A 19,609-nucleotide genomic window follows, 5' to 3' on the forward strand; every position below is an offset into this window, starting at 1 on the left:
CGATCACCCGGGCCCCCTACCCCGCGCTGGCCACCGCGCTGCCCGCCGACCCGGACGCCACGGCCTGGACCTTCACCCTGCGCGCGGGCGCCCGCGTCCACGACGGCACGCCGGTCACCGCGGACGACGTGGTGTTCGTCTTCGACCGGATCCTCGACCCGGACACCCAGACCCTCGCCAAGGGCTTCTTCGCGTCCTGGCTGAAGGAGGTCCGCAGGCTGGACGCGCGGCGGGTGCGGCTGGAGCTGAGGTTCCCGTTCCCGGAGGGGGTGTCCCGGCTGACCCTGGCCAAGGTCATGCCGAAGCATGTCTTCTCCCGGCCCGGCGGCTGGGACGACGCGATCAAGGGGCTGGCGATCGGCTCGGGACCGTACCGGCAGTCCGCGCACCACCCGAAGTCCAACACCGTCTTCGAGGCGTTCGCCGAGTACAACGGCCCGCGCCCGCCCGCGTTCAGGAAGATGAACTGGCTGGCGATCATCGACGCCGCCCCGCGCGTCGCCATGATCTCCGGCGCCGGGGCGGGCGTGCAGCTCGCGGACAACATCCCGTACGCCAACATCGCCCAGCTCGAAGGCGGCGGGATGGAGGTGGGCAGCGGGGCCGGGATGAACAACCTGTTCCTGATGTTCAACACCGCGCACCGGCCGTTCGACGACGTACGGGTGCGGCAGGCGCTGCGCTACGCCGTGGACACCGGCACCATCGTGGACGTGGCGCTCAAGGGCCATGGCCGGGCGGCCACCTCCTTCCTCGACGACGGCAATCCGGCGTACCGCCCGGCGAGGACCGTGTACACGCACGACCCGGACCGGGCGCGGGCGCTGCTGAAGGAGGCCGGGGTCAGCGGGCTGAGCGTGGAGATCATGGCGGTGAACGTCAGCTGGATCATGGACTGTCTGCCCACCATCAAGGCGTCCTGGGACGCGATCGGGGTGCGCACCACGCTGGCGCCGCAGGAGACCACGGCGGTCTTCACCAAGCTGGACCAGAAGCAGGACTACCAGGTGGTGGCCGCCGCCTCGAACCCCAACCAGTTCGGCGTCGACGCCGATCTGATCATGCGTTACAACTACGGCCCCGAGAACCTGTGGATGGGGTACACCCGGTGGGCGGGCGACCCGGTCGCCCGGCAGCTGTTCCGGGACATGGACCGGGCCACCCGGGAGCCGGACGCCGCCCGCAAGAAGGCGATGCTCCAGGACTGCCTCGATGTCGTCGCCGAGCAGGCGGTGCTCTACCCGGTCGTCCACAACGCGCTGATGACCGCCTGGAACCCGCGCCTGCTCACCGGGGTCAGGGCGCAGCCGTATCCGGGGATCAATCTGCTTCAGGCCACCTGGGTCTGACGGTACGGAGGGGAGTCGCGCGTGGTCGCCGTCGTCAGGATCCTCGTCCGCCGGGTCGCGCTGCTGGTGCCGCTGATGCTGGGGATCGTGCTGTTCGTGTTCGTGGTGATGCGGTTCTCGGACGTCGACCCGGCGTCCGCGTTCTTCCAGGGCGCCAATCCGACGCCCCAGCAGCTGCACGACTTCCGCGAGGAACACGGACTGCTCGATCCGATGCCGGTGCGGTACGTGAATTTCGTGGGCGATCTGCTCCACGGTGACCTGGGCACCAGCGCCCTGACCCGGGGCGAGGTGCTGGACCAGGTGCTGACCGCGCTGCCGCTCACCATGCAGCTCACGTTTCTGGGGCTGGGCATCGCGGTGGTGCTGTCGCTGATCGGCGGGGTGACCGCGGCGATCTACCGGGACCGGCTGCCGGACCAGATCATCCGGGTGGTGTCGCTGATCGGGGTGGCGGCGCCCGGGTTCTGGCTGGCGCTGCTGATGATCCAGTACTTCGCGGTCGGCCTCGGCTGGTTCCCGGCCGGCGGCTACATCAACCCCGCCGACTCCGTCACCGGCTGGCTGCGCACCCTGGCGCTGCCCGCGCTGGCGCTGTCGCTGCCGGTCGCCGCCCAGCTGACCCGGATCGTGCGCACCTCGATGGTGGAGGAGCTGGACAAGGACTATGTGCGTACGGCGATCGGCAGCGGGCTGCCGCCCCGGGTGGTGGTCGGGCGCAATGTGCTGCGCAACGCGCTGATGAACCCGCTGACCGTGCTCGGGCTGCGCGTCGGCTATCTGCTGGGCGGTGCCGTCGTCATCGAGACGATCTTCTCGCTGCCCGGCATGGGCAAGCTGATGATCGACGCCGTGAAGAACGGCGACCCGGCGGTCGTCCAGGGAGTCGTGATCACCACGGCGATCGGGTTCGTCGTGGTCAACCTCGTCATCGACGTCCTGTACCTGCTGGTCAACCCGCGACTGAGGGACTCGACCGCATGATCATGACCCGTAGGGCGCTGACCGAGGCCCTCGCCCGTCCCGGCATCCGGCTGCGCGGCTGGCGCCGGCTGCCGCCGCTGTCGAAGATCGGCGTCTGCTTCCTGGCGGTGGTGGTGCTGACGGCGGTGTTCGCGCCGCTGCTCGCCCCGTACGACCCGCTGGCGCAGTTCCCGCCGGTCGACGGCACCGGGCAGCCCTCCGCCGCGCACTGGCTGGGCCAGGACAGTCTGGGCCGGGACCTGCTGAGCCGGCTGATGTACGGGGCCCGCTGGTCGCTGGCCATCGGGCTGGGGGCGACCGGGCTGGCGCTGGTGGCGGGCGCGCTGCTGGGGGCCCTCGCGGCAACCTCCCGCAAGGCGGTGGACGAGACGCTGATGCGGTGTCTGGACGTGGTGATGGCATTCCCGGGCATCGCGCTGGCGGCCGTGCTGGTCGCCGTGTTCGGCGGCGGCATCACGGTCCTGATCTGCGCGATCGCGTTCCTGTTCACCCCGCCGGTGGCCCGGGTGGTCCGGGCGAACGTGCTGGACCAGTACGGCGAGGACTATGTGACCGCCGAGCGGGTGATCGGGGCGCGCACCGGGCACATCGTGTGGCGGCACGTGGCGATCAACTGCGCCGCGCCGGTGCTGGTGTTCTGCACGGTCCAGGTCGCCGAGGCGATCGTGTTCGAGGCGTCGCTGTCCTTCATCGGCGCGGGCGTCCGGCCGCCGGACCCGTCCTGGGGCAGTGTCATCGCCGACGGCAAGAACATGGTGCTGACCGGCGGCTGGTGGGCGACGGTCTTCCCCGGGCTGCTGATGCTGGTGACGGTCCTGTCCCTGAACGTCCTCTCGGAGGGCGTGTCCGACGCGTGGGCGGCGCCCGCGCCCCGCGAGGTCGAGGTGCCCGAGGGGCACACGGACCGGCTGGAGACGCCGGAGCCCGGCGGCGGGGAGGTGCTGCCGCTGCCGGGTCTCACCGACGCGGCGCGGCGACTGCGGTCGCGGGCCCGCCCGTTGCCGGCCGGGGCGCCGGTGCTCGCGGTGGAGAACCTCGCCATCGGGTTCGAGGGGCGCCACCGGGGCGTCGACATCGTGGACGGCATCAGCTTCGAGGTGCGGCCGGGTGAGGTGCTGGGGCTGGTCGGCGAGTCGGGCTGCGGCAAGTCGCTGACCGCGCTGACCGTGATGGGCCTTCAGCCCCGGGGTGCCCGGGTGCGCGGCCAGGTCCGCTTCCACCAGCGCGACCTGCTCGCCGAGCCGACACGGGTACGGCGCCGGCTGCTCGGCCACGAGATGGCGATGATCTATCAGGACGCCCTCTCCTCCCTCAACCCGGCGATGACGATCCGCGCCCAGCTGAAGCAGGTCGTCCGCCGGGGCGGCCACCGCACTCCCGCCGAACTCCTCACCCTGGTCGGCCTCGACCCCGACCGCACCCTGCGCAGCTACCCGCACGAACTGTCCGGCGGACAGCGCCAGCGGGTGTTGATCGCCATGGCGCTGTCCCGCGAACCGAAGCTGATCGTCGCCGACGAGCCGACCACCGCGCTCGACGTGACCGTGCAGGCGCAGGTGATACAGCTCCTGCTGCGGCTCCGCGCGGAGCTGGGCTTCGCCCTGATCCTGGTCTCCCACGACCTCGCTCTGATCGCCGACATCACCGACCGGGTGGTGGTCATGTACGGCGGCCAGATCGTGGAGAGCGGGGTGACCTCCGACCTGGTCCACTCCCCGGCCCACCACTACACCCGCGGCCTGCTGGGCAGCGTGCTGTCCCTGGAGGGCGGCGCGGAACGGATGACGCAGATCAGGGGCGTCGTCCCGTCCCCCGCCGACTTCCCCCCCGGCTGCCGCTTCACCGACCGCTGCCCCCGCGCCACCACCCTGTGCCACACCACCGCCCCCACCCTCACGGGCCCCCCCACCCACCTGACGGCCTGCCACCGGCCGGCGGCGGACGTGGTGGCCACGGAGAGCGGGGTGGTGGGGTGAGGGGGGTGGGTGAGGTGAGGGGGCCGGGAGACCCGGAACCCGGAAGGTCCGGAAGCCCGGAGGCCGAGGGCCGGGGGGCCGGGGTCGGGAGACCCGGAGGCCGGGGGCCGAGGGGGCCGGGGCCGGAAGGCCCGGAAGGCCCGGAAGGCCGGAAGCCCGGAGGCCGGGAAGCCGGGAAGCCCAGAAGCCGGGGGCCGGAGGCCGAAGGCCGAGGGCTCGGGGCCAGGAGCCCGAAGCCCAAGAGCCCGGAACCCGGGGGCCGGGGGCCGGGGGCCGGAGCCCGGGGGCCGGAACCCTGAGGCCCGGAAGGCCGGAAGGCCGGAAGCCCAGAAGGCCAGAAGCCCAGAAGCCCGGAAGCCGGAGGCCGAAGGCCGAGGGCTCGGGGCCAGGAGCCCGAAGCCCAAGAGCCCGGAACCCGGGGGCCGGGGGCCGAGGGCCGGAGCCCGGGGGCCGGAACCCAGAGGCCCGGAAGCCCGGAAGGCCGGAAGCCCGGAAGGCCAGAGGCCAGAAGGCCAGAGGCCGACCCGACCGGCGCGCTCCCCTGACCCGACCCCGCCCCCTTGTAACCCCGCTCCCCACCCCCCTATAACCCCACCCGCCCCCCCAGGAGGCCCCGTGAACGCCCTGGTCAAACCCGAGGATCTCGGTGAGAGTGCCGGCCGGCCCGCCCTCGTGCGGGTCACGGACGCGCATGTCGTGCACAAGGCCCGTAGCGGGGGCGTCTTCACCCGGGACCGGGTGTACGCGCTGACCGGGGCGGATCTGACCCTCGCGGCCGGGGAGACGGTCGGGGTCGTGGGCGAGTCCGGGTGCGGCAAGTCCACGCTGGCCAAGGTGCTGGTGGGCGTGGAGCGGCCGACGTCGGGGACGGTGGCGTTCCGCGGCCAGGACCTGTGGGAGATGTCGCCGGGTGAGCGCCGGGCGGCGATCGGCGGCTCCACCGGCATGATCTTCCAGGACCCGTCGACCGCGCTGAACCGCCGGCTGACCGTCCGCCAGATCCTGCGCGACCCGCTGGACGTGCACGGCCGGAACAGCCGCCCCCGCCGCGAGGAACGGGTCCGGGAGCTGATGGCCCTGGTAGGACTGCCCACCGCCCTCACCGACGCCCTGCCGGGCCAGCTCTCCGGCGGCCAGCGCCAGCGCGTGGCCATCGCCCGCGCCCTCGCGCTCGACCCGGACCTGGTGGTCGCCGACGAGCCGACCAGCGCGCTGGACGTCTCCGTACGCGCCCAGATCCTCAATCTCCTCCTCGACCTCAGGGAACGCCTCGGCCTCGCGCTGGTGTTCGTGTCGCACGACATCCAGACGGTCCGGCGGATGAGCGACCGGGTGATCACCATGTACCTCGGCCGGATCGTCGAGGTGGCCCCGGCCGCGAGGGTCACCGACCACTCCCGCCACCCCTACACCCGCGCCCTGTTCTCCGCGACGCCCGGCCTGCTGCACCCGATCGACCCGATCCCGCTGGTGGGCCCGGTGCCGTCGGCGACCCGGCCGCCGAGCGGCTGCCCGTTCCGCACCAGGTGCTGGAAGGCCGATCAGCTCTGCGCGGACAAAATGCCCGATTTTTCGGCCGCGTCAACCCCCGGCCACCGCTTCCGCTGTCACCATCCTGTTGACGAGGACGAGTCGACCCGCGATCTCGCCCGCCAGAGCCACCCACGGGAGTCCTGATGCCCCTGCCCGCCCCGCTCACCGGAGTCGTCCCGCCCGTCTGCACACCGCTGACGCCGGACCGCGAGGTCGACGTCCGCTCACTGCGGCGGCTGGTCGACCATCTGGTGGCGGGCGGGGTGCACGGCCTGTTCGTACTGGGCTCGACGTCCGAGGCGGCCTATCTGACGGACGCCCAGCGCCGCCTCGTCATCGAGACGGTCGTGGCACACATCGGCGGCTCCCTGCCGGTCCTCGCGGGCGCGATCGACATGACGACACCGCGCGTCCTGGACCACATCGCCGCGGCCACGGCGGCGGGCGCCGACGCCGCCGTGGTGACCGCGCCCTTCTACACCCGTACCCACCCCGCCGAGATCGACCGCCACTACCGGCTGCTCGCCGAACGCGCCGGGATCCCCGTCTTCGCGTACGACATCCCGCTCTCCGTCCGCTCCAAGCTCTCCCCGGCCCTGGTCCTGGATCTGGCGGCGGACGGCGTCCTCGCGGGCCTGAAGGACTCCAGCGGCGACCTGGGCGGCTTCCGCGAGGTCGTCCTGGGCGCCCGCGCGCTGCCCGGCTTCAGCGTGCTGACCGGCTCCGAGGTGGTCGCCGACGCGGCCCTCGCCCTCGGCGCCGACGGGGCCGTCCCCGGCCTCGCCAACGTCGACCCGCACGGCTACGTCCGCCTCTACCGCCAGGTCCGCGCGGGCGACCTCGACCGGGCCCGCGCCGAACAGGAACGGCTGTGCGCCCTGTTCGCCATGACCGGCGCCGGCGACCCGGCCCGCATGGGCGGCAGTTCCTCCGCCCTGGGCGCCTTCAAGGCCGCCCTGCACCTGCGCGGCATCATCGACTGCCCGGCCACCGCCGACCCCCAGATCCCCCTCTCGCCGGACGAGACCCAGCGAGTCGGCAAACACCTGGCAGCGGCCGGACTCCTCTGAGTCACCCCAGCTCCCGCACCCCGAGCCGCCGGAACGCGATCGTCTCGTACGTCCCCGTCACCCCGGTCTCGTACAGGACCCCCACGGTGTGCCGCCCGAGCGGCACGAGGTCGGAGTATCCGGCCCGCTGCCCGGAGAGGGTGAGCGCCTTGGTGAAGGTGCTCCCGCCGTCCGTACTGCGCCACACCGCCATCGACCGGCGCTCGGTCGGCACCGACGGCCCGGAGAACAGCAGCGGGGCACCCCGCCCCGGGACCTGGAGGACACTCGCCTGGACCACCGGGACGTCGTCCAGGGTCCGCTGGACGGTGTAGGGGCGTTCGAGGCTCGCGCCGCCGTCGCGGGAGTGGCCGTCGAGCCGGTTCCCGGCGCTGGTGCCGTGCTGGTCCCGGGCGGAGAAGTACAGCCGCCCGTCGGGGAGCTGGGCGGCGCTGGACTCATTGGCGTTGTCGACACCGTCGTAGGAGTCGTCCACGAAACCGATCCGCCAGCGCCGCCCCCCGTCGTCGCTGTACAGGGCGTGTCCGCCGTACCAGCGGCGCTCCTGCCCCGTGTCGCCGGAGTGCGCGGGCGGGGCGGCGGAGTGATTGGCCGGCACCACCAGCCGCCCCCGGTGACGCCCGTGGGTGAGGGCGACGGCATGCCCGGGCCCGGTGGCGTACCAGCGCCAGCCGGGCAGCGTGACATCGGCGGTGATCTCACGCGGCACCCCGAAACTCCGGCCGTCATCCACGCTCCGCTGCACAAACACCCGGCGCCCCCGCACCTCCCCCCGCATGATCTGCCCCTCGGTCACCGCACCACTGTTGTACGAGGTCAGCAGCACGACCGCACCGGAACGCGGGTCGACGACGGGCGCCGGGTTCCCCCGTGTGTCCCCCTCCCCGGCGGCCACCACCACGAGCGGCCCCCAGGTACAGCCCCCGTCGCCGGACCGACGCAGCACGACATCGATGTCCCCGCTGTCCCCGGCCCCGTCCCGCCGCCCCTCCGCGAACGCCAGCACGGCACCCTGCCGGGTCACCACGACAGCGGGAATCCGATAGGTGTCGTAACCCCCGCGCCCAGCGACATAGGGCACGGAGGAAACACAGCCGGAGGCGGCGGAGGCGAGGGGAGTGAGAGGGCTGAGGAGCACGGCGGAGGCAAGCAGGCTACGGACCAGAAACATGGCTCTCATCACCTACATGTTTCCTGACGGCACGTCAGAAATGGCGACGACTCCCCGGCGCACCCCCGCAACGCCTCAGACCACAACGCCGCCAGGGGCGCGGGGAACTGCGCGACCAGCCACAACGCACCCGCACCCGGCCCACACCCCGCGCCCTCACCCCCTCACCCGCCCTCACCCCCCACCCGCACCAACCCCGACTCATAGGCCACGATCACCAACTGCGCCCGATCCCGCACCCCCAGCTTCCCCATGATCCGACTGACATGAGTCTTCGCGGTGAGCGGACTGAGCCCCAGCACCTCACCGATCTCCGTGTTGTTCAACCCCCGGGCCACCAGCGTGAGCACCTCCCGCTCACGGCCGGACAGACACCCGGGCCCACCCACCGGAGGCACGGCAGGCACGGCCGGACTCCGCAGCACCCGTTCGATGAGCCGCGCGGTGGGCCCGGGCGACAGCAGCGCCTCCCCCGCGGCGACCGTACGGATGGCGTCCAGCAGCTCGGCGGGCCGGGTGTCCTTGACCAGGAACCCGGCGGCCCCCGCCCGCAACGCGGAGACGATGTTCTCGTCGGTGTCGTACGTGGTCAGCACCAGCACCTTCACCGCCGCGAGCGCGGCATCCGCGGCGATCAGCCGGGTCGCCTCGATGCCGTCGAGGTCGGGCATCCGGATGTCCATCACGATCAGATCGGCGCGGGCGCTGCGGGCCAGCTCGATCGCCTCCCGTCCGGTCCCGGCCTCCCCGACGACCTCCATGTCCTTCGCGGACTCGACGAGCATCGCGAACGCCGACCGTACGAGGGTCTGGTCATCGGCGATCAGCACCCGGATCGGCCCGGCCCCCTCGCCCGCCCCGCTCACCGGGCACCTTCCTTCGCGACGGGCCCGGCGCCCCCGACCACCCCACGGGGCCAGACGGACGCGACGGACCCACCGGATTCACCCGACTCCACAGGCCCCGCCACCCCATCGTCACCCCCCAGCGGCAGCACCGCGCTCACCTCGAACCCCCGCCCCCCGGACAGCGGCCCGGCACCCAGCGCGCCGCCCACGCTGCGGGCCCGTTCCCGCATACCGACCAGCCCGTAGCCCGGCGTCCCGGTGCCGCTGCCCGCCCCGTCGTCGGTGACGGTGACCCGAAGGACGCCGGAGTCCCCGGACACCCGCACCCGCACGGTGAGATCGTCGCGTCCGCCGTGCCGGACGGCGTTGGTGAGGGCCTCCTGGACGATCCGGTAGGTGGCCGCGCCCACGGCGGGCGACACGGCGTCGGCGGTGACGGAGAGATCCACCGTGGCCCCGGCCAGCCGGGCGCTGTCGGCGAGGTCGCCCAGGCCGCGCAGATCGGGCAGCGGGCCCCGGGTCTCACCCCCGTCCTGGGCGCGCAGCACCTCCAGCGTGGTGCGCAGCTCGCCGCGCGCCGACCGGCAGGTCCCGGCGATGTCGTCGAGGGCGGCGGCGATGGCGGCCCGGTCCAGCCGCTCGGGATCGGCGCTCAGGACATGCGCGGCCACGGAGGTCTGCACGCCGATCAGCGTGATGCTGTGGGCCAGCAGATCGTGCAGGTCGCGGGCGATGCGCAGCCGTTCCTCGGCGACCCGGCGGCGGGCCTCCTCCTCCCGGGTCCGTTCGGCGCGCTCGGCGCGCTCCACGATCGCGGCGACGTACTGCCGGTAGTAGCGCACGTCGATGCCGAAGAACAGCACGGCGATGATCCAGCCGGAGATCCGCAGCAGTTCGAGCAGCCCGTCGGGATTGGTGACGGCGTTGAAGACGAGGCCGACGCCCAGCAGCGCGCCGCCGGTGACCAGGGTGCGCCGGACCGTACCGGTGGAAGCGACGGAGTACAGGACGACGACCATCACCGGAATGGGCGCGGCGTGGTGGTTGTCCAGGGCGTGGTACGGGCCGATGAGGGCCATGACCACGAGGAGCACCAGCACCGGATGGCGGCGCCGCCACACCAGCGGCACATGGGCGGCGTACAGCAGCGTCCAGCCGAGCGCGTCGGGCCGCAGCCCGGGGTCGCCCATCAGGCCGAGGCAGGTGCTGACGAGGGCCGCCGCGACGGCGAGCACGGCGTCGTTGCGCAGGGCGCGCGGGGCGGTCAGCGGGTCGCGGTTGATCGCGGCCATGATCCGTTCGCCGACGCGGGGCCGGGGCCGTCCCGCCTGGGTGGTTGCCTGCACGGGTCCATCTTCCGCTAAGGGGCGTCCCCTCCGGGAGGGAGGGGACGCCCGGTTCTCGGCCGGGTCAGCGGGTGCCCGCGGTCACCGGCTCGGTCTCCTTCGGCGGCACCGGCCGCCCGGGCGCCCGGGACAGCGGCCCCGGCCACCACACCGCGCGGCGCAGCGCCACGCTCGCGCTGGTCACCAGGTACGTCCGGACCAGGAAAGTGTCCAGCAGCACACCCACCGCGATGACGAAGCCCAGCTCGGCGAGCGGCACCATCGGCATGGTGATGAGCACCGCGAAGGTCGCGGCGAGCACCATCCCCGCCGAGGCGATCACGCCGCCGGTGGTGCGCAGCGCGGTCAGCGCCGCGGCGCTGGGCTCGGCGCCCTTGAGGGCCTCCTCCCGCATCCGGTGCATCAGGAAGATGCCGTAGTCCACGCCGAGCGCGACGAGGAACACGAAGGACAGCAGCCCCAGCCCCGGATCGGTCCCCCCGAAGCCGAACAGCGGCCCGAAGACGAGCCCGCCGATGCCGAGCGAGGCCCCCCACACCGCGACCACGGCGGCGACCAGCAGCAGCGGCGCGACCAGACTGCGCAGCAGCACCACCAGGATCAGCAGCACGGACAGCAGCACCAGCGGTACGACGATCGTCCGGTCCCGGGCGTTGGTGTCCTTCAGGTCGAGCTGTTCGGCGCTGGCCCCGCCGACGTACGAGCCGTCCAGCCGGTCGCGGAGTTCCTCGATGGTCCGGGTCTCCTGGGCGGACTGCGGCGGCGCGTCGGCCAGCACGGTGATCTCGGTCCAGCCGTCGCCGCTGCGCCCGCGTTCGGCGCTGCCGACCCCGCCGGTGTCCCGCACCTGGGCCAGCGTGGTGTCCGCCCCGTCGGTGGGGGTGATGACGGTGATGGGCTGCGTGCCGCGCTCGGGGTAGGCGGCGGCGAGCGTCTGCATGGCGGCCACCGCGTCGGGCGTGCTGGTGAAGGAGTCCTCCTGCTTGAGGTCGCCGGGCAGATTCAGGGTGCCCAGGGCCAGCGCCCCGAGCAGCAGGGCCCCGCCGAGCAGCACGGTCCGGGGCCGGCGCCCGGCCGAGTCGCCCATCGCCGCGAACAGCGACCGGCGGGCCTTGGGCGCACTGCCGTAGCGCGGCACCAGCGGCCAGAACACCCGCCGGCCGAGCAGCACCAGCAGGGCGGGCAGCAGGGTCAGCATGGCGAGCAGCGCGCACAGCACCCCGACGGTCCCGAGGGGGCCCATGCCCCGGCTGGAGTTCAGATCGGCGGCGAGCAGGCACAGCAGCCCGGCGGCGACGGTCCCGGACGAGGCGAGCACGGCGGGCCCGCAGCCGCGCAGCGCCCGGACCATGGCGTCGTAGGGCCGTTCGACCGTGCGCAGTTCCTCCCGGTAGCGGGAGACGAGCAGCAGCGCGTAGTCCGTCCCGGCGCCGAACACCAGGATCGTCATGATCCCGGAGGACTGGCCGGACACCGCCGTCCCGAACCACTGGTTGAGCCCGTAGGCCACGCCCATCGACAGAAAGTCCGCGATCCCGGCGACGACGAGCGGCACCAGCCACAGGAACGGACTGCGGTAGATGACGATAAGCAGTACGGCGACGACGGCGACGGTCGTGTAGAGCAGCGGCCCGTTGAGCGAGCTGTAGACCTCCCCGGCGTCGGTGGCCAGCGCGGCCTCACCGCCGACCTCGACGCTCAGCCCGTCCCCGCCCCGGGCCACGTCCCGCACCTCGTTGACGAGCGCGTCCCGGGCGTCCTCGTCCTGCCCCGGTTCATTGCTGGCGACGGGATACATCAGGGTGGTGCCGTCCGCGGAGTCCACCCCCACCGGCTCGGCGGCCAGCGTGTGCGCCCCGCTGATCTCCTGGATCTGCCGGGCCGCCGCCTCCCGGTCCGCGCCGGTCAGCCCGCCGTCGCGGTGATAGACGACGACCATCTCGCTGGTCTCACCACCGGGCAGCCGGTCCTGGATCTTGGCGACCTGCGTGGAATCGGCGCTGTTCGGCAGATAGTCCACGGCCCGGTCCCGCTGCACCTCCCCCAGCTTCGAGGCGAACGGCGAGGCGATCACCATCACAGCGATCCACAACCCGAGCACCACCCAGGGCACGACCCGCCACCGTCGCCGCACAGATGCAATAGCGGCCCCCATAGGAAGGGCCTCCCTCCGGTAGGACTGTCTGAGACGGTCCCCACCTTTCCGGGAGGCCAGCACGTTTACGTCACACGAAAGACCGAGTCGCCCGGTACTACGCCAGGCGTCGACGGGCCCCGACTACTCCCGGGGGAGTACGGCGACGCCCCAGTCTTTTAGGGGCGCGGGGAACTGCGCGACCAGCCACGACGCACCCGCACCCGAACCCGCAAGCGAACCCAGCCCTCAGGGGACCGCCGCCGCAGCCAGCAGCCGCGTCACCTCATCCGCCGTAATGGTCAACGCCGCGCCAACCGTGGCCAGCACTTCCCGCTCAGCCGCCGTGTAGGGCCCATCCGCGAGAGCGATCCGCGCCCCCTGCAACAAGATCCCCTCCCGCCCCGCGGGCGCGAGATGCGGCGCCAGCGGATCGAGCGCCTCGTGCAGCTCTATGGCCAGCCCCGGCCCGCAGGGCCGCCCGTACACCCGCCCCGTATCCGCCGCGAGCGCCTCGACCAGCGCGTCGAGCTGGTCCTCCGTGCAGTCGTCGAAGCCGGCCGCCCGCACGGTCCCCGCCGCGGTGGACAGCGACGTACGCGCCCGGGTCCCGTCGGCGGCCAGCACGGCCAGCGCGACGGTGTGCACGGCGTCCCGCAGCATCGCCGAGAACCGGGAGGTGGTCGGATGATCGAGAACGTCCGTCCCGAAGTGCCGCCGGCAGGCCGCGCACTCGATGGTGGGCCCGGTCTCACCGCGCGGCAGCACCGGCACCCCGAGCAGGGTGAACCGGCGGCGGCCGGTCAGTCGCTGGAAATTGCGGTCACCGCCGCAGCCCGGGCAGAAGAACTGTCCGTCGCCGACGGCCGTCCACGCCGTGCGGGTGCCCAGAATGCGCGAATGCCTGGCCGCGCGACCGTCTCGTCCTGGCAGCACGTCGCACCTCCGTAACCCCACGGCAACATCGCCGCGCCTGCGTGATGTTAGCCACATTGATGAGCCGTAGTCAGTACCTTGGACGAGACCTTTCCGTGACCTTGGCGAGAGTTGGCCGGTAAACGGCGGGATCCCGCCCACCGAAGACGGTGGACGGGATCCGCAAACCCCCGGTCCCGGCGGTCAGCGAGCCGCCCGGTTGACGGCGGAGACGACCGCCTTCAGTGAGGCACGGGTGGTGTTCGGGTCGATGCCGATGCCCCACAGCACCTGGTCACCGATCGCGCACTCGATGTAGGAGGCGGCCTGCGCGGAGGCACCCTCGCTCATGGTGTGCTCCTGGTAGTCCAGCAGCCGTACGTCGACACCGGTGGACTGGAGGGCGTCGAAGAAGGCCGAGATCGGACCGTTGCCGGAGCCGGTCAGCACGGTGTCCGTGCCGTCGACGGTGGCCTCCACGGTGAGGGTGTCCACCCCGTCGGTGTCGGTGGTGGACTGCCCGGTACGCACCTGGACACGGCCCCAGGGGTTGTCCGGGTTGGGCAGGTACTCGTCCTGGAAGATCGCCCAGATGTTGCTCGGCGTGACCTCGCCGCCCTCGGCGTCCGTCTTGGCCTGGATGATCTTGGAGAACTCGATCTGCATCCGGCGCGGCAGGTCGAGCTTGTGCTCGTTCTTCAGGACGTACGCCAGCCCGCCTTTGCCGGACTGCGAGTTCACCCGGATCACGGCCTCGTAGGAGCGGCCGACGTCCTTGGGGTCGATGGGCAGATACGGCACGGCCCACTCGATGTCGTCGACCGTCCTGCCCTGGGCCGCGGCGTCGGCCTCCATGGCGTCGAAGCCCTTCTTGATGGCGTCCTGGTGGGAGCCGGAGAAGGACGTGTAGACCAGGTCGCCCACGTAGGGGTGGCGCGGGTGGACCTCCATCTGGTTGCAGTACTCCCACGTACGACGGATCTCGTCGATGTCGGAGAAGTCGATCTGCGGGTCGACGCCCTGCGAGAACAGGTTCATGCCCAGGGTGACCAGGTCGACGTTGCCGGTGCGCTCGCCCTGTCCGAACAGACAGCCCTCGACCCGGTCGGCCCCGGCCATCAGCGCCAGCTCGGCGGCGGCGACGGCGGTCCCCCGGTCGTTGTGCGGGTGGATCGACAGGCACACGTGCTCGCGGCGGCTCAGATGGCGGCCCATCCACTCGAACCGGTCGGCGTGGGTGGACGGCGTGGAGCGCTCGACGGTGGCCGGCAGGTTCAGGATGATCTCGCGGTCCGGACCGGGCTGCCAGACGTCCATGACCGCCTCGCAGACCTCCAGCGCGAAGTCCAGCTCGGTGTCGGTGAAGATCTCCGGCGAGTACTGGTAGCCGAAGGTGGTCTCCGGGCCCAGCAGCTTGTCGGCGTACTCCATGACCAGCCGCGTCCCGTCCACGGCGATCTGCTTGATGTCGTCCCTGGAGCCCCGGAAGACGACCCGGCGGAAGACGGGGGCGGTGGCGTTGTAGAGATGCAGGGTCGCGCGGTGGGCGCCCTTCAGGGACTCCACGGTCCGCTCGATCAGATCCTCACGGGCCTGGGTCAGGACGGAGATCGTCACGTCCTCGGGGATGGCGCCCTCGTCCTCGATGATCGAGCGCACGAAATCGAAGTCGGTCTGCCCGGAGGCGGGGAACCCGACCTCGATCTCCTTGTAGCCCATCTTGACCAGCAGATCGAACATCGCCCGCTTGCGTACCGGGGACATCGGGTCGATCAGGGCCTGGTTGCCGTCACGCAGGTCGGTGGAGAGCCAGCGGGGGGCGACGGTGACGCGCTGTCCGGGCCAGGTGCGGTCGGGGATGTCGACCTGCTCGTAGCGGCCGTACTTGTGGATCGGCATGGAACTGGGCTGCTGGCGATTCGCCATGATGCGGGGGCTCCTCAGGTGTCCGGGAAGGACGGCCGACGGCAACACCAAGCGCCGCGGGGAGGGAGTCGACCTGTCTTACAGGCCCTCGCCGCGGCAGCTAAGAAGAAGCAGCCCAAAACGCATGATGCCCAGCACTGTAACCGACACAGAACTCCTACGCCCCCCTGTATCACCATCCGAAACCGGGACTCACCTATGCAGGGCCCCGGGGGCTGACTTCTTCACGGGGGTTGCGGGCAACGCCCTCAAGGGGCGCGGGGCTGTGCTCACTATGCGGCTCCGCCGCGTGGGCGCGAGCAACCACAACGCACCCGCACCCTGTAACACACCGCAACCACCCCAACCGAGAACCGGCCCACACTTCACCATTCCCGGTAACCCCTAGTGACGCAGACCCAACGGAGTGCCAAGGTGTCGCACATGAAGAACCACGGGGCCCACGAGCCCATCTTCTGCACGATCATCCCCCCACACGCCCTGGACAAGCTCGCCCAGGCCCAAGAACCCGCCGTGGCCGGCGCGGCGCGCCGCACCCTCCAGCGCGACGCCTTCGAGCGCACCCAGCGCCGCCTGACCACCGTCCTGGGCGCCCCCGCGGTCGCCGCCCCCGCCGCCGCGGCCCCCGGCACCCCCCACCGCACCATCTACGACGCCCAGCACAAGACCTCCCTGCCCGGCAAGAAGGTCCGCGGCGAAGGCTCGGACCCGGGCCAGGACGCCACCGTCAACCGCGCGTACGCGGGCCTCGGCGCCACCTACGAACTCTTCTTCTCGGCCTTCGCCCGCGACTCGATCGACGCGAACGGCCTCCCGCTGGACGCGACGGTCCACTACGACGAGGACTACAACAACGCGTTCTGGAACGGCGAGCAGATGGTGTTCGGCGACGGCGACGGCGAGATCTTCCTCGACTTCACGCTCCCGATCGACGTCATCGGCCATGAACTCGCCCACGGCGTCACCCAGTACACCGCGAACCTCACGTACTTCGGCCAGCCCGGCGCGCTCAACGAGTCGCTCTCGGATGTCTTCGGCTCGCTCATCAAGCAGTACACGCTCGGCCAGACCGCCGACCAGGCGGACTGGCTGATCGGCGCCGGACTGCTCGCCCCGCGCGTCACGGGCGTGGCCCTGCGCTCGATGAAGGCCCCGGGCACGGCGTACGACGACGACGTCCTCGGCAAGGACCCGCAGCCCGCGACGATGGACGACTTCGTGCGCACCGGCCGGGACAACGGCGGCGTGCACATCAACTCCGGCATCCCCAACCACGCGTTCTATCTCGCCGCCACCGAACTCGGCGGCCACGCCTGGGAGCGGGCCGGACAGGTCTGGTACGACGTGCTGACCGGCGGCGAACTGTCGGAGGAGGCCAGTTTCGCGGACTTCGCCGATCTGACGGTCACCGCCGCGCGGACCCGGTTCGGCGCGGGCGAGGAACTCCAGGCCGTGCAGAAGGCATGGGAACAGGTCGGGGTGCGCGAGGCGTAGTTCCGTACTAGACAGGGACCCATGCGGATTCAGGTGAGGCGCACGGGAGGTTTCGCCGGCATCGAGCGGCACGCCGAGGTGGACACCTCGGGGCGGCCCGACGCGGCGGAGTGGCAGGCCCTGGCCGGGCGGGCGGTCGCCGCCGGCCGGGGCACCCCGCCGCCCGGGGTGCCGGACGGCTTCGGATACGAGATCACGGTGGACGGCACGACGGTGTACTGCGCGGACCCCCGGCTCACGGACGACCAGCGCCAGCTGATCAGACGGGTCCTCAAGGAAGGCGCGTAGCCCGCGCCGGCCCCGTGCGGGCAACCGCCTTTTCCCGCCCGCCCGTTGACTTCCGTTACCCCTGGTACGGATGATCCGCGCATGGCGACGACCGACCCACGCGCGAAGACGGCGACACCCCCTGCGAGCGACCCCGTTCCCCGGTTCCCGGACGGGTTCCTCTGGGGGGTGTCGACCTCCGCGCATCAGATCGAGGGCGCGGCGGACGAGCGGGAACCGTCGGTGTGGGACACCTTCACCGCCGAGCCCGGCCGGGTGAAGGACGGCTCGACCGCCGCCGTGGCCTGCGACCACTATCACCGCTACGAGCAGGACGTGGCGCTGCTGGCCGGGCTGGGCGTGGACGCGTACCGCTTCTCGATCTCCTGGCCCCGGGTGAACTCCCCCGGCGGGCTGGACTTCTACGACCGGCTGGTGGACGCCCTGTGCGCGGCGGGCGTCCGCCCGGTGGCGACCCTCTTCCACTGGGATCTGCCGCTCGGCCTCGACTGGCGGGAGCGGGACACGGCCGCCCGGTTCGCCGACCATGCGGCGGTGGTCGCCGGGCGGCTCGGCGACCGGGTGACCCGGTGGATCACCCTCAACGAGCCCGCCGAACACACCCTGCTGGGCCATGCCCTGGGCCTGCACGCGCCCGGCAAGCAACTGCTGTTCGACGCGCTGCCGGTGGCCCACCATCAACTGCTCGCGCACGGTCTGGCCGTTCCGGTGCTGCGCGCGGCCGGGGCCACGGACATCGGGATCGCCAACTCGCACGGCCCGACCTGGCCCGCGTCCGACGACAGCGCGGACGTGGCGGCGGCCGACTTCTACGACGTCCTGCTCAACCGGCTGTTCGCCGAACCGCTGCTACTGGGCGCCTACCCGTCCGGGCTGGGCGAGCTGATGCCGGCCGACGATCTCGCGGCCGACCTGAAGACGATCTCCGCGCCGCTCGACTTCTACGGCGTCAACTACTACGCGCCGACCCGGGTGGGCGCCCCGCAGGGCACGGAGATCGACTTCGGCGGGGTGCGGATGCCGGCCGAACTGCCCTTCTCGGTACGGGAGATCGAGGGCGTCCCGGTGACCGACTTCGGCTGGCCGGTGCTCCCGGACGGCCTCACCGAGCTGCTGACCGGCTTCCGCGACCGCTACGGCGACCGGCTCCCACCGATCGTCATCACCGAGAACGGCTGCTCCTACGACGGCCTCGACGACCAGGACCGGATCGGCTACCTGGACGGCCATATCCGCGCCCTGCACCGGGCGATCGAGGCGGGGGTCGACGTACGCGGATACTTCGTGTGGTCGCTGCTCGACAATTTCGAGTGGGCGGAGGGGTACGCGCGGCGCTTCGGGCTGGTGCACGTGGACTACGCGACGCAGAAGCGCACCCCCAAGGCGTCCTACGGGTGGTACCGGGAGCTGCTGCGCGCCCAGCGGTGACGACCCGGCCGCCTCACCGGGCGCGTCTCAACCGGGCACGCCTCACAGGGCTCCGGCGTCCCGCGCGTTCCACCCGCTCGGGAAGAGCGGGCGGAAGCCCGGTTCGTGGCGGATCCGCTCGGTGGACATGATGCCGGTCCAGGGGTCGGGGTCGGTGCGGGCGGCGAGTTCGGCGGGCGGCTCGACGCCGTTGGGCTGGTGCAGTTCGACGGCGGTGACGGGGGCGTCGTCGGCGATGTTGTAGACGCCGGTGGCGCCCGGGGGCCACAGCAGCCGGAGCAGGGCCTGGGCCACGTCCGAGTGGTGGCCCATCTGGAGCCGCCCGGCGCCCGGCCAGTGCGCGGCCCAGTGCAGGGCCTGGGCCAGATGCGGGTCGCCCTCGCCATGGACGAAGGGGAGGCGGCCGACGCGCAGGTCCAGACCGTTCAGCGCGCTCAGCTCCCGCTCGGCCGCGAGCTTGGACTCGGTGCAGGCGCCCCACAGCTCCCCGCCCGGCCGGCTCTCGTCCTCCTCGACCAGCGGGCGGCCCCTTCCCGCCCCGTACACGAGCCCCGTACTGACCTGCACGGACCTCCGTACCCCGGAGGTCCGCGCGGCCCGGCCGAGGGCGAACTGCTCGCGCAGAACGCCATGTCGAAGGCTCTGGTGGGCGATGTGATGTCCGACCCGCGCCGGGAGCGCAATCTGCTGCGCCGCTTCTTCCTGGACCCGCGCTCGCTCGCGCTCTCCCCGCCCGAGGCCACCCGGCCATGGCCCGCAACCACGTGGCGACCCTGCGCGCGGGGGCCGCCGCCCGCCCCGAGGCCCCGGAACCGGCGGCCGTGGTGGCCGAACTCCGCTCCGCCAGTGAGGAATTCGCCCGGCTGTGGACCGAGCACGAGGTCTCCCGGCGCAACCGCGCCACGAAACGCTTCCTGCACCCGGTGGTGGGCCTGCTGGAGCTGGACTGCGAGGTTCTGCTGAGCCGCCAGCACCGCCATCTGCTGATCATCCACTCGGCCCGCCCCGGGACGGAGAGCCATGAACGCCTCGGGCTCCCGCGGGTGGTGGGCACCCAGGACTTGTCACCGGCCTGAGCGTGAACGCCGCCTCAGGGGCGCTCTGTCACGCCGCGGCTCCACCGCACGGGCACGGGCAGTCACCCGCA

The 19,609-nt window shown here is 72.3% G+C and carries 14 protein-coding genes and 2 pseudogenes; 9 read left to right on the forward strand and 7 right to left on the reverse strand.

Annotated elements, in window-relative coordinates:
- From ACFXAZ_RS31805 to ACFXAZ_RS31825, 5 genes are all read left to right on the forward strand, one after another.
- On the forward strand, positions 1–1,349 hold a 1,349-nt coding region (locus ACFXAZ_RS31805), incomplete at its 5' end, for an ABC transporter substrate-binding protein (protein ID WP_384598191.1).
- Positions 1,350–1,370: 21 nt separating this feature from the next.
- Positions 1,371–2,333 (forward strand): ABC transporter permease, encoded by a 963-nt coding sequence (locus ACFXAZ_RS31810; protein ID WP_384598193.1) that lies wholly within the window; start codon positions 1,371–1,373, stop codon positions 2,331–2,333.
- Positions 2,330–4,309, forward strand: coding sequence for a dipeptide/oligopeptide/nickel ABC transporter permease/ATP-binding protein (locus ACFXAZ_RS31815; protein WP_384598195.1), 1,980 nt, complete (start codon positions 2,330–2,332; stop codon positions 4,307–4,309). Before ACFXAZ_RS31810 ends, ACFXAZ_RS31815 begins: the two co-directional genes overlap by 4 nt.
- A 615-nt stretch (positions 4,310–4,924) precedes the next feature.
- Positions 4,925–5,986: an oligopeptide/dipeptide ABC transporter ATP-binding protein gene (locus ACFXAZ_RS31820; protein ID WP_384598197.1), complete on the forward strand. Its 1,062-nt coding sequence runs from the start codon at positions 4,925–4,927 to the stop codon at positions 5,984–5,986.
- Positions 5,986–6,912, forward strand: a complete 927-nt coding sequence (locus ACFXAZ_RS31825; protein ID WP_384598199.1) for a dihydrodipicolinate synthase family protein — start codon at positions 5,986–5,988, stop codon at positions 6,910–6,912. The genes ACFXAZ_RS31820 and ACFXAZ_RS31825 overlap by 1 nt, the downstream gene beginning before the upstream one ends.
- Before the next feature lies 1 nt (position 6,913).
- Here the strand turns inward: ACFXAZ_RS31825 and ACFXAZ_RS31830 are convergent, their stop codons facing one another.
- The 6 genes from ACFXAZ_RS31830 to leuA form a co-directional block, all read right to left on the reverse strand.
- On the reverse strand, positions 6,914–8,092 hold the full coding sequence (locus ACFXAZ_RS31830; RefSeq protein WP_384598201.1) for an exo-alpha-sialidase: 1,179 nt from the start codon (positions 8,090–8,092) through the stop codon (positions 6,914–6,916).
- A 155-nt stretch (positions 8,093–8,247) separates the two neighbouring features.
- Positions 8,248–8,949, reverse strand: coding sequence for a response regulator (locus tag ACFXAZ_RS31835; RefSeq protein ID WP_384598203.1), 702 nt, complete (start codon positions 8,947–8,949; stop codon positions 8,248–8,250).
- A complete protein-coding gene (locus tag ACFXAZ_RS31840) occupies positions 8,946–10,277 on the reverse strand; it encodes a sensor histidine kinase (protein ID WP_384598205.1) in 1,332 nt (443 codons plus the stop codon). The genes ACFXAZ_RS31835 and ACFXAZ_RS31840 overlap by 4 nt, the downstream gene beginning before the upstream one ends.
- Before the next feature lie 64 nt (positions 10,278–10,341).
- Positions 10,342–12,432 carry an MMPL family transporter gene (locus ACFXAZ_RS31845; protein WP_384598207.1) on the reverse strand — a complete coding sequence of 697 codons (2,091 nt, stop codon included), beginning with the start codon at positions 12,430–12,432 and terminating at the stop codon, positions 10,342–10,344.
- A gap of 228 nt (positions 12,433–12,660) precedes the next feature.
- Complete coding sequence (locus tag ACFXAZ_RS31850) at positions 12,661–13,347, reverse strand: TerB family tellurite resistance protein (RefSeq protein WP_384598209.1); 687 nt, start codon at positions 13,345–13,347, stop codon at positions 12,661–12,663.
- 183 nt (positions 13,348–13,530) lie between these two features.
- Positions 13,531–15,252, reverse strand: coding sequence for a 2-isopropylmalate synthase (gene leuA, locus ACFXAZ_RS31855; RefSeq protein ID WP_384598211.1), 1,722 nt, complete (start codon positions 15,250–15,252; stop codon positions 13,531–13,533).
- Positions 15,253–15,675: 423 nt separating this feature from the next.
- On the opposite strand from leuA, the gene ACFXAZ_RS31860 reads away from it, so the two are divergent.
- From ACFXAZ_RS31860 to ACFXAZ_RS31870, 3 genes are all read left to right on the forward strand, one after another.
- Complete coding sequence (locus ACFXAZ_RS31860) at positions 15,676–16,746, forward strand: M4 family metallopeptidase (RefSeq protein WP_384598213.1); 1,071 nt, start codon at positions 15,676–15,678, stop codon at positions 16,744–16,746.
- A 21-nt stretch (positions 16,747–16,767) separates the two neighbouring features.
- Entirely contained in the window at positions 16,768–17,034 is a 267-nt protein-coding gene (locus ACFXAZ_RS31865) for a protealysin inhibitor emfourin (RefSeq protein ID WP_384598215.1), read from the forward strand.
- Positions 17,035–17,115: 81 nt separating this feature from the next.
- Positions 17,116–18,462: a GH1 family beta-glucosidase gene (locus ACFXAZ_RS31870; RefSeq protein WP_384598217.1), complete on the forward strand. Its 1,347-nt coding sequence runs from the start codon at positions 17,116–17,118 to the stop codon at positions 18,460–18,462.
- A gap of 42 nt (positions 18,463–18,504) precedes the next feature.
- Here ACFXAZ_RS31870 and ACFXAZ_RS31875 read toward each other — a convergent pair.
- Positions 18,505–19,068 (reverse strand): annotated as a pseudogene (locus tag ACFXAZ_RS31875) (NAD-dependent epimerase/dehydratase family protein); the annotation flags it as partial.
- A gap of 51 nt (positions 19,069–19,119) precedes the next feature.
- Between ACFXAZ_RS31875 and ACFXAZ_RS31880 the strand changes: the two are divergent.
- Positions 19,120–19,538 (forward strand): annotated as a pseudogene (locus tag ACFXAZ_RS31880) (hypothetical protein).
- Positions 19,539–19,609 lie beyond the last annotated feature (71 nt).

The sequence above is a fragment of the Streptomyces sp. NPDC059477 genome (assembly GCF_042749375.1).
Lineage (GTDB): Bacteria > Actinomycetota > Actinomycetes > Streptomycetales > Streptomycetaceae > Streptomyces.